Source organism: Actinomycetota bacterium (assembly GCA_030776725.1).
Taxonomy (GTDB): domain Bacteria; phylum Actinomycetota; class Nitriliruptoria; order Nitriliruptorales; family JAHWKO01; genus JAHWKW01.
In genome coordinates, this window is record JALYHG010000036.1 from 1 (window position 1) to 10,385 (window position 10,385).

The window sequence follows — 10,385 nt, forward strand, 5'->3', positions numbered from 1 at the left end:
CGCGCGCCATGGATAGGCAGAGGCGGATGGTGCTCGTCGGCAATGCTCGCTTCAGGCGCTGAATAGTCATGCAAGCACATGCGACGCCCGTCTGGGCGCAATGGCCGCCGCATGGCCGCCAAGAATCCTGAGAGGTGCCTGGACGGGGCGGGATGCGGGCGGACAACATCGGTGTGTTTTCCCAGGCCAGGGCACAATCGCGGACTCGGAAGGATGAAGAGCGACGCGCTAGGCCGGGCTCATAACCTGGAGGTCCCGGTTCAGTAGCCGCGATCCACGCCGGAAGCCCGGCGACTGGCGGCCTGCGACCGATGGCGACGGCACCCCGCGTCGCGGCGTCCATGCCGCCGAGCTGCCGCAGGCGCCCGACTCCCTGTCCAAGGCGCTCAACCCTGTTCCAGCAATTGGGCTGAAGTACTCCTTGCCGCGGAGATGGGTGAGCGGACGTGCGATTTCCGCACTGGTGTCACAATACGACGCTGCCGTGGGAACTCCCTTCCCGCGGGTGCTCTGAGTCGCCCGCGGAAAGGAATCGACGCGTGCGGTCGGGCGATCGATCTGAACGTCTTCGCTTGCGACTTCTTCGACCGGCCCCCGGGAGGGCCACCAGCGCATCCACCACCGGGACCGATCTCTCCGAAGCTGCCCGCCGGCTGGCCAGGGACTCCCGGCGGAAACAAGGGCTCCCGCACAAGATCGAGGACGCGGCGACGCTTCACCGTGTCGCCATGTTGGTTTTGGGCGCCGGGACGCCGGTGGACCACTCGCCCAAGCGGCGGGTGGACGACGTCAAGCGCGCCACCTCACGAGGATGTTCATGCCCGCCAGACGAGCTCTACGCGGTTTGGGTCGAAGAATCGTAGACCTGGCTTCTCGGCCGGTTTGACAATGACGGCTTCGAGGACCTGGTCTAGAACAGCGCGCCGCCAAGAGTCGTCGTGCTCCTCCCAGGCTTCACGAAGACGGTCGTTCTGCCGGGGCAGCGACGCGATCTTCGATTCGGCCTTGAGACCTGCGAGCGCCGCTTCGTGTTCCGCGATCCGCTTGTCGTACACGCTCTTCGCCGCAAGCCACTCGCGTCGGGTTACACGCTCCTCTGCGAGGTCGCGTGCCAGGGCGTCGAGGGCGTCGCGGTCCTTGGCCAATTGTCGCACAAGCTCCCGCTCGGTTTCGTTCCCCCTGGCGGCGCGGTTGATCCGCTCGTGGAAGTGGTCAGAGCTGAGTGCGTCAAGCACGGCTCCAGACACGAGCGCCTCGAGAGGATCGAGCACCGCCCCAACGCGTCCGCAGCCGGGTCGCCCCGGCCCCGAGTCGCATAGGTATCTATCTGAACGACCGGTCAGGTGGTGGGCATACATTGGCCCGCCACACCGTCCGCAGCGCACAAGGCCCGATAGCAAGGCCGTAGGGGGGCGTCCGCGCTGCACCCGGCGAGGATCGCCGAGGATGGCACGAAGGGACTCGTGGGTCGTTCGGTCGATGATCGCCAGCCATTCGGCGTCTCCGATCACCTCTCCCTGATGAACACGCAACCCAGCGATACGCGCGCTGCCGAGGATGGAGCGCAGACTCGTCGTCATCCAGCTCTTGCTGTTGGCTCGTTGCCTGAGTTCTCGTGCGGCCTGAAGATCTCCGGCGGCTGCCTTTCCTTCCGCGCGGTCTAGAAGGTCTCGTGCGCGGGCGGTTGGGATTCGACGTGAGTTGAGGTCGGATGCGAGAGTAGGAAGGGTCTCGCCGGCAATGAAGCGTGTGGCCATCTGGCGGATGACTGCGGCCTCCTCGTCTCTGATGGTTACCCCGTCGGACTCGTAGCCGTAGGGTCGTCTTCCGCCGTGGCGACGGCCCTTGCGAGCCGCCTGCTCGCGCTGGCGCTTGAGCCGCTCGCTCTTTTTCTCGCTCTCATGTCGGGCCACGGACCCGCGGATACGAGCGGTTAGCCGTCCGTCCGAAGTCGAGAGGTCCAAGTCTCCGGAGACGTTCGCGAGCGGGACTCCGTGCTCGTCGGCAAGGTCGATGAAGTCTTCAAGTTCTTTGACGTGGCGGACGAGGCGATCCTGGTCAACGACGATGACTCCGTCTCTGAGGCTGGCCTCCAGGTCGCACACCATCCGCTGATACTCCGGTCGCCGCTTCCCGTTGTAGGCCGACAGGTCGTTGTCGACGTAGACGGCACCGACGGTCCAGTCGAGGGAGTCGGCCAGTTCTCGACACAGCTTCTCTTGGCGCTCGACCCCGAGCGCTTCTCCCTGTGAGTCTCGGGAGATGCGGCAGTAGACGGCTGCGGACCTGGCCTTGCGCTTCATGGACGGGACCATAAGGAGAAGCAGTCCAACAAGTCAAGGTTCGTCCTGGCGATGCGCCCGGACCACATCGTCGTCGGCGAGGTCCGCGGAGCGGAAGCCTTCGAGCTCACCAGAGCGGTCAACGCCGGCTGTGGGTTCGCGGTGACCGTCCACGCCAACGGGGCGCGTGACGCGCTCAACGCGCTGGTCAACGCCGCGATCATGGCGGGAGAGAACGTCACCGAGACGATCGTGAGGAAGGTGTTCGCGTCGGCGATCGACGTGGTGGTGCACCTGGACCGGGATGACATCAACCGGGCCGACCACCGTCACGGCATCCGCCGACAGGTGATGGAGATCCTCGCGATCGTGCCGTCGTTGCACGCCGACTTCACCACCGAGCCGATCTTCGTCCGCCAGGAACTCGGCAAGCCGCTGGTGTGGACGGGCGCCGTCCCGCCCGCCGCGGAGCGCATCGAGCGGGCGCTCCCGGAGGGGTTCACGTTACGGGCGATCCTCGAGGGCCGGAGCTCGCCGCTATGAGCGCGACAGCGGCGCGAGGAGGGCCGCGGTGACGTTGCTGGGTGCGGCCATCACCGGCCTGTTCATGTCGCTGGCGGTTGGTGCCCTGACCGGCAGCCTGCCGCACCTCGACCTCGGGCGCGGCAGGACGCCGACGCAGGTGAGCCGCCGCCAGCTGTGGTTGATCCAGGCGGGGGCGGATCTCACCCCGCGCCAGTTCGTGGTCGGTTCGCTGTCCGCTGGCCTGGTGACGTTCGGGGCGGTCATCACCCTCACGGGAGCTCCGGCGGTCGCGATCGTGCCGGCCGTGGCCACCGGGATGCTCCCGCACACGTACTTCGCCCGGCGCCGCACCACGCGTCTGCGGGAAGTGCAGGAAGCGTGGCCTGATGGCATCCGCGAGGTCCTCGCCAGCATCTCGGCGGGGTTGTCGCTCAACCAGGCGGTCACGGCGTTGGCAACCGGGGGACCGGAACCGCTGCGGCAGGCGTTCGCTCGCTACCCGGTGCTGTCACGCGTGCTCGGCGTCGTCCCAGCTCTCGAGCTGGTCAAAGAGGAGCTCGCCGATCCCACCTCCGACCGGGTGATCGAGGTGCTGATCCTGGCTCACGAACGCGGCGGTCACATCCTCACCGACATCCTGCGTGACCTGGCTGAGGCCACCACCAAGGACGTGCGGGCGTCGGAGGAGATCACCACACAGAGCCTCGAACAGCGTATCAACGCGCGTGCCGTGTTCGTGCTTCCCTGGCTGGTGCTGCTCCTGTTGACCGCGCAGGCTGGCCACTTCCGGGACTTCTACCGGTCGCCAGCCGGGGTCGTGGTCGTTGTGATCGGTGGTCTGCTGAGCCTGCTCGGCCTGTGGATCGTCGGGCGCCTCGGCCGCGATCGAGGCGAGGACCGGGTGTTCGGCGGAGGGGCCACCGTCTCGCGCCAGCTTCCGGAGGGGCAGACGTGACCGCCCCGCTGGGATGGGCGCTGTTCGCCGCGGTCCTGTCCGGCACCGCCGTGGCACTGGCCACATCGCTGCTGGTCCGTCCGACCCGCCGGCTCGCGGGACGGGTGCGTCCCTACACGGTGGCCAGCCGCACGAGCCTGGGGCGTAGCGCCGACGTGCTCGCGGTCGCAACGCCGGGCGCGGCTCTGTCAGGCGGCACCATCCGGCGGTTGTTCGGGCCGCCGGTGCAGGCGCTGGCGGACCGACTGGGTCGTGTTGTCGACGCGTCCGGCGAGGAACGGCTGTTGTTGAAGCTCCGCCAGGCCGGCCTCCTCGTCGACGTGCCCGTCGAGCGGCGAGTGCAGGACTACCGAGTGCGGCAGCTGGGCAACGCCGCCGCGGGGGCGGCGATCGGGGTGGCGCTCGGCCTGGTGATCGGCGGCTCCCCGTTGGAGGTCCTGGTGGCCGGGGCGTTGGGTTTCGTGGTGGGAGTGACTCGTTGGCGGGGGCGGTTGGACCGCTGTATCGAAGAGCGCCGCAACCGCATGCGGATCGAGCTGTACACGATCAACCAGCTGCTGGCGATGAACGTGCGCATCGGTGGGGGGGTCATCCAGGCGGTGCAGCGGGTGGTCGCGCGCGGCAACGGCGCGGTGGTCGACGAGCTCGCCGAGGTCCTGCGGGCCCACAGCACCGGACTGCGCGCCCCGGAGGCGTTCGCGCGCATCGCGCGTCTGACGCCGGAGCCCAACGCCGCACGGACCTACCGGCTGCTCGCGGCTGGCGCCGAGTTCGGCGCCGACCTCGCCGACGCGCTGCTGAGCTTGTCGGAGGACATCCGCGACGCCCGCCGAGAAGCGCTCAAGCGGACGGCGACCCGCCGCCGCGCCGCGATGCTCCTCCCGATCATCGCGATCCTGGCGCCGGTGATGCTGCTGTTCATCGCCGCGCCCCTGCCGTCACTGATCTTCGGGGTCCGCTGATGCAGGACACAACAGGTCAAGAACTCGAGAGAAGGGATGCAACATGCAGCAGCTGATCACGGCCTTGCGACTCCGGCTGACGGGGTTGGCGACACAGTTCCGTGAGCGGGAGGACGGCTTCAGCACGGCGGAACTTCTGGGGAACGCGGCCATCGGGATCCTTGCGCTTCTCGTCATCTGGGGCGCCCTGCAAGCCGCCGGCGTGAGCATCATCGAGTGGATCACCAGCCAGATCACCAGCGGTGGTGGTGGCCAGGTCGGACGTTGACTGCTGCTGGTGAGGTCGGAGCCTGGCTGCTGGGGTCGGAGCCCGGCTCGGTGGTCGGAGCGTGACTGGTGGACGCGCACGTTGACGCGCCGGTGACCGCCGTGATCGCCGTGCGGCAGGGACGGCGCCCACCTGCGGCCGCGTCCCACGGCCGGTGGCGGAGCGACGTCGGCGGCCACGCCGGCTTCGTGACGTTGCAGTACGTCCTCGCGGTGGGCCTGTCGCTCGTGCTGCTGACCATGATCGCCAACCTCGCGGTGTTCCAGTACGGGCGAGGTGTGGTCAGAGCTGCCCTCGACGAAGGAGTCAGGGTGGGGTCGCGGGCGCCAGCCACCGTCCAGGAGTGCCAAGCACGCATCGCCGACGTCCTGAGCGATGGGCTGAACGGGACGCTGCGGCGGGGGGTGCGCACCAGCTGCGCGCAACAGGGCGGCCAGGTCCAGGCGGTGGCCGACGTGATCTTCCCAGCGTTCGCACCGGGTGTGACCGACTGGGTCTTCCACGTCGAAGCAACGGCGGTCAAGGAGGGTGGCCCGTGATCACCCGGCGACCGCCGCCCGACTCGGGTGCGGCAACCTCGTCGGACGCGGGCTCGGCGCCGCTTGAGCTGGCGCTGGGAGCGGCACTGCTGCTGTTCCCGGTTGCGATCCTGGCTCTGTCGTTCCCCGTCTGGGTCGAACGACAGTCGATGGCGCAGGTCGCTGCGCAGGAGGCGGCCCGCGCCGCCGTCCTCGCCGAGGATCCCCGCACCGCGGCGGCGTCAGCCGTGGCGTTGGTCGCTCGGTCGGCCGCCAACCACCAGGTCGCTGCCGGCGACGTCGCTGTCTGCTTCTCCGTGCACCCCGTCGGATCGCCCCCTGGTGCCTGTACGGGTTTGACGGGGCTGCCGCGCGGCGCCGCCGTCACCGCCCACGTCACCGTCACGTTGCCGACGCTGCCGTTCCCGGGCCTGCGCACGGCCGTGGGCGCCGTGAACTACACGGTGCGGCACACCGAGCAGGTCGACACCTACCGGAGTTTCGACGAGATCGCACCATGACGGGCGCCGGGCCTCCTCGTGGCGGGGAAGGCGGCAGCATCACCCTGTGGATGCTCGGTCTGTGTATGGTCGTGCTGTTCTTGGGCGGCATCAGCCTGGACCTGTGGCGGGTCTTCACCGCGCGTCGGGACCTGGCCGGGTGGGTGGACGGGGCCGCGGTCGCAGGCGCGTCAGCGATCGACGAGGACGTGTGGCGCGCGACCGGCACGGCCCAGCTGGATCCTGCAGCCGCCCAGCAGCGGGCGTGCGGTTACCTCGCGTCCCATGCCGAACCATTCCCCGGATGCGGGGGCGTGCGAGCAACAGCAAGCGTTATCGAGGTCGCGGCGTCGCGCCAGGTCCAGCTCACCCTGATGGGCATCCTCATGCCCGGTCAGCCGCCGCTGACCATCGACGTCGCTGCCCGCGTCGAACCGAGGAGCACCTGACGATGAGTCGTGTGCGGCTTGCGGCCGCCGTGGGATCCATCGTGGTGCGGCGGCGCTGTCCCCGTTCGGTGTGTCGAGGTGTTCTCGCCCGCGGGAACAACCGCAGGCACGGCCGGTGGATCGGTGATCCGGGCCCGCCCCGCGGTTACGCAGCGTAACCTGTACCGACGTCCCCAGTGACGATGCGGGACGGCAGGAGCCAGGATGGAACAGCACGACTCGGTCGCGTCCCGCCTCGGGGGCGCACTCATCGACGCGCGTGTGGCGGACGTCGGCGCGGCCCGCGAACGGGCGCGGCGGCGGCGGCTGACGGCGCTCGCTGTCGTCCTGGGCGTGCCGACCGTGTACCTGTGGGCGCGGATCCTGCGCGGCGACCCCGTCAACTTCTTCCGGACGCCTCAGCTCCCCGACGACTGGGTGGTCTACCTCATCCCCCTGCTGTTGATCGTGGCGCTGACCGCGGTCATCGCGATGCCGGTCCTATCGGGTCGCTCACCGCATGTTCTGTACCGCCCCGAGCAGATCGACGTCACGTTCGACGACGTCAAAGGCCTGGACGCGATCGTCGACGAGGTCGTCAAGACCCTCAACACCTTCCTGGGCTACGCCATGTACCGAGACCGGCTCGGCGGCAACCCACGGAGAGGGCTGCTGTTCGAGGGCCCACCAGGGACCGGGAAGACCCACCTCGCCAAGGCGATGGCCCGCCATGCGGGGGTGCCGTTCCTGTTCGTGTCCGCTACCAGCTTCCAGTCGATGTGGTACGGGGCGACCGCCCGGAAGCTGCGCAGCTACTTCCGGCAGCTTCGGAAGGTGGCACGTCGAGAGGGTGGCGCGATCGGCTTCATCGAGGAGATCGATGCGATCGGCGCGACCCGCAGCGGGCTGAACGCCACCCCACTGGCGCCCGTCGCCCGCACCGGCGCCACGGCCGGCGACGCCCACCCCGGGCTCCAGGTCAACCCGGTGGTCAGCGAGGGCACCGGCGGGGTCGTGAACGAGCTCCTGGTCCAACTGCAGTCGTTCGACACCCCGCCGGCTGGCGACCGGATCTGGAACGGGCTCGCCGCGGCACTCAACGCCTTCCTCCCCGCCCACCGCCAGATCAGGAAACGCAAGCCGGGCTACACCAACATGCTGCTGATCGCCGCGACCAACCGCGCCGACAACCTCGATCCGGCGCTGGTCCGCCCCGGGCGGTTCGACCGGCGTCTGAACTTCGAGCTGCCCGCCAAGCAGGCTCGCCGGGAGCTGATCGACTACTTCCTCGGCCGCAAAGCCCACGCCGTCGAGCTCGACGACGAGCGGCTCCGCGAACAGCTCGCGGGGCAGACGTTCGGCTACACGCCGGTGATGATCGAGCACCTCCTGGACGAGGCGCTCGTCCTCGCGATCAAGGACGGACGCGACGGCCTCGGTTGGAACGACGTGCAGCAGGCACGCCTGACCGAGGAGATCGGTCTGAAGAACCCGGTCGAGTACACCGAACGTGAACGCCGCCGGGTCGCCACGCACGAGGCCGGGCACGCCACCGTGGCCTACCTCAGCGGCACCCGGCGGCTGGAGGTCCTGTCCATCATCAAACGGCGCGGATCGCTGGGCCTGCTGGCCCACGGCGACCTAGACGAGGAGTACACGCGGTCACGCAGCGAGATGCAGGCGCTCGTCGACATCGCCATGGGCGGGATGTGCGCCGAGGAACTGTGGCTGGGAGACGTCAGCACCGGTCCCGGCGGCGACCTGGCCTACGCCACGCGCGTCGCCTGCGAGATCGTCGGGTCGGTGGGGATGGGTTCGTCGCTGGTGTCGTTGGCTGCGGTCGAGAACAGCTCGTTCAACGACACCAACCTGGTGGGACGGGTCATCGCCGACCCGGTCACGCGCCCGGAGGTGGAGCGCCTGCTCGCCCAGTCCAAGGCCAAGGTCCGTGCGTTACTGGACGCCAACCGCCATCTCGTTGAGGCGCTCCGCGACGCGCTCCTCGACCGTGACGAGCTGATCGGCGACGACATCATCGCGGTCCTTGAGGCGGCCGGTCCTCAGGTGCTCGAGGGCATCCGGATCGAGCGGCGCCGCGAGGACCGTCGCCGCCGCGACTGGTTGGTGGAGCCCGCCAGCACCAACGGCGGCTGACGGCACCCGACAGCAGCAGCGCCGGCGGGGCCTGCACAGCGACCGCGAGCCGGGCAACAGCAGGCTCGAGCAGGACCAGCTCCGCGAGGAGCACGGCCAGGGCGATCGGCGCAGCGGCACGGACACCGTTGCCGGCCGGGGTCGGGAACACGCTTGTGGGCCGGACACGCAACGTCGCGGCCGGTGACGTCTCGGCGGCCACGGGCCCGCGACCCGTTGGCGGCTCACCCAAGGCCTCCCGCAGTGCCGCGGCGAACGCGGCGACGCCCTGGTAGCGGTCGTGGGGATGGCGGGCCAGCGCCCGTTGGACCACCGCCGCCACCTGCGGACGGATCTGCGGGGCCAGGCGGCGCAGGTCGGCGTGGTCACCGCGATCGGCGCGGTCGATGACCTCTTGGGTCGTGGCCCCCTCGAACGGGGGGACACCGACCAGCGCCTCGAAGCAGGTGACCGCCAGCCCGTACACGTCGTTGGTCGGATGAGGCTCCGTGTGGTCGCGCAGCGCCGGGTCGAGGTAGGTCGCCGCCCCGACGGTCGGCTGATCGCCGTCGGCGGACCGCCACCGCGCGGCGCCGAATTCGGCCAGGAGCGGCTCGCCGCTGCCGGAGAACACGACGTTGGCCGGCTTCACCGCGCCGTGGACGACGCCGAGCGCGTGGGCGGCGTCGAGGGCCGAAGCGATCGGGACGACGACCGTGGCTACCCGCTCCTCGCTCAACGGGCCCTTCCGATCGAGCTCATCGGCGAGCGACCCGCCGTCGGCGTAGGCGTACACCAGCGCCACGCCCTGCTCCTCGGGAGACGCCTCCAGCAGGGGCACGATGTTGGGGTGCGCGAGCGCCCCGAGCACGTCGGCCTCGCGCAGAGCCGTGGCCACGTCCACGCAACCAGCGTGGCGGACGCGCTTGACCGCGACGGTCCGGCCGTCGCCACCGCGCTGCCGTGCGCGGTACACCACACCGCTGGCGCCCCGCCCGATCTCGGTTTCGAGAACGTACCGCAGCAACAGCGTCACGTGATCACGTTCCCGCTGTCCGTGCGATGTCGGGTGTGACGGGCGCCAGTCCGGAGACCGTGACGCCATCGTCGATACGGACGCTGACGGCGTAGTGCAGGACGGTGACGTTCCCGCGCACGTCCGTGGCGGCGACCTCCGCCACGGCAACACCGCGTCCCGTGTCGGTGTGCACGCCGCGGAGGCTGACTCGGTGGTAGGGCGGCGCGTCGAAGGCCGGCAGAGCCGCGCCCGGCGCCAGCAGATCAGCGACGTCGCCGTCACCGGTGAGGACGGCGCGCACCACCCTGGCGACCGCGTCCGTGACCGGTCCGGCGGTCGGCTCGGTCAGCGCGGGCGTTGCGGGCGTCGCGGGTGCCGTCGGTGCAGGCACCTCCGCCGGGAGCGCCGCGGCGGCCAGACGGCCACCGTCATCAACCACACCGACCCGGTAGTAGCGCCGTCCGCCGTCGCGCCACCCGTCGTCTGTGGCGTCCAGCACGTCGGCGACGACCGTCACCACCCACCCGGTGGTGTCCGGACGGACCTCCACCGCCGCCGCCCGGCTGACGTAGCGGCGGCCGGGGACGACGCCGCGTAGGTCGACCTCACCGCCGTAGAAGGGAGCGAGCGCCTGTTCGGATCCTTCACCTGCCTCGCCGAGCCACACGACGACGAAGAGCTCGGCGAAACCGGCGACAGCTGCAACGGCGTCCGTCGACGCCGCAGTGGCGGGTGGCGACGCGAACGGGCCGCGGCCGGCGAACGCCAACGCCGCCGTCGCCAGCCACGCCAGGAT

General features: G+C 70.0%; 10 protein-coding genes and 1 pseudogene. 8 read left to right on the top strand and 3 right to left on the bottom strand.

From position 1 onward, the window contains the following. Window positions 1–815: 815 nt before the first annotated feature. The gene (locus M3N57_01405; protein ID MDP9021362.1) at window positions 816–2,303 is read right to left on the bottom strand and encodes a recombinase family protein; all 1,488 of its coding nucleotides are present in this window, start codon (window positions 2,301–2,303) and stop codon (window positions 816–818) included. A gap of 51 nt (window positions 2,304–2,354) precedes the next feature. Between M3N57_01405 and M3N57_01410 the strand changes: the two genes are divergently transcribed. The 8 genes from M3N57_01410 to M3N57_01445 all read left to right on the top strand — a co-directional run bounded on the left by M3N57_01410 (window position 2,355) and on the right by M3N57_01445 (window position 8,592). Next, window positions 2,355–2,825: a CpaF/VirB11 family protein gene (locus M3N57_01410; protein ID MDP9021363.1), complete on the top strand. Its 471-nt coding sequence runs from the start codon at window positions 2,355–2,357 to the stop codon at window positions 2,823–2,825. Between the two features lie 28 nt (window positions 2,826–2,853). After that, a complete protein-coding gene (locus M3N57_01415) occupies window positions 2,854–3,762 on the top strand; it encodes a type II secretion system F family protein (GenBank protein ID MDP9021364.1) in 909 nt (302 codons plus the stop codon). Further along, window positions 3,759–4,724 (top strand): type II secretion system F family protein, encoded by a 966-nt coding sequence (locus tag M3N57_01420; GenBank protein ID MDP9021365.1) that lies wholly within the window; start codon window positions 3,759–3,761, stop codon window positions 4,722–4,724. The genes M3N57_01415 and M3N57_01420 overlap by 4 nt, the downstream gene beginning before the upstream one ends. 43 nt (window positions 4,725–4,767) lie before the next feature. Then, window positions 4,768–4,992: a hypothetical protein gene (locus tag M3N57_01425; GenBank protein MDP9021366.1), complete on the top strand. Its 225-nt coding sequence runs from the start codon at window positions 4,768–4,770 to the stop codon at window positions 4,990–4,992. Window positions 4,993–5,060: 68 nt separating this feature from the next. Next, a complete protein-coding gene (locus M3N57_01430) occupies window positions 5,061–5,531 on the top strand; it encodes a hypothetical protein (GenBank protein MDP9021367.1) in 471 nt (156 codons plus the stop codon). Next, complete coding sequence (locus M3N57_01435) at window positions 5,528–6,031, top strand: hypothetical protein (protein MDP9021368.1); 504 nt, start codon at window positions 5,528–5,530, stop codon at window positions 6,029–6,031. Before M3N57_01430 ends, M3N57_01435 begins: the two co-directional genes overlap by 4 nt. Further along, on the top strand, window positions 6,028–6,459 hold the full coding sequence (locus tag M3N57_01440; GenBank protein ID MDP9021369.1) for a Tad domain-containing protein: 432 nt from the start codon (window positions 6,028–6,030) through the stop codon (window positions 6,457–6,459). The genes M3N57_01435 and M3N57_01440 overlap by 4 nt, the downstream gene beginning before the upstream one ends. Window positions 6,460–6,663: 204 nt before the next feature. Further along, window positions 6,664–8,592, top strand: coding sequence for an AAA family ATPase (locus M3N57_01445; protein MDP9021370.1), 1,929 nt, complete (start codon window positions 6,664–6,666; stop codon window positions 8,590–8,592). 328 nt (window positions 8,593–8,920) lie between these two features. On the opposite strand, the pseudogene M3N57_01450 reads toward M3N57_01445, so the two are convergent. Together M3N57_01450 and M3N57_01455 are read right to left on the bottom strand one after the other, a co-directional pair. Then, window positions 8,921–9,676, bottom strand: a pseudogene (locus tag M3N57_01450) (serine/threonine protein kinase). After that, a partial coding sequence (locus M3N57_01455; protein MDP9021371.1) for a conjugal transfer protein occupies window positions 9,612–10,385 on the bottom strand: 774 nt, incomplete at its 5' end. The gene M3N57_01455 and the pseudogene M3N57_01450, both read right to left, overlap by 65 nt.

Excerpts from the sequence above, each read along its gene's own strand:
- M3N57_01425 (MDP9021366.1), top strand. The coding sequence starts at position 4,768 with ATGCAGCAGCTGATCACGGCCTTGCGACTCCGGCTGACGGGGTTGGCG.
- M3N57_01410 (MDP9021363.1), top strand. The coding sequence starts at position 2,355 with ATGCGCCCGGACCACATCGTCGTCGGCGAGGTCCGCGGAGCGGAAGCC.
- M3N57_01440 (MDP9021369.1), top strand. The coding sequence starts at position 6,028 with ATGACGGGCGCCGGGCCTCCTCGTGGCGGGGAAGGCGGCAGCATCACC.
- M3N57_01445 (MDP9021370.1), top strand. The coding sequence starts at position 6,664 with ATGGAACAGCACGACTCGGTCGCGTCCCGCCTCGGGGGCGCACTCATC.
- M3N57_01405 (MDP9021362.1), bottom strand. The coding sequence starts at position 2,303 with ATGAAGCGCAAGGCCAGGTCCGCAGCCGTCTACTGCCGCATCTCCCGA.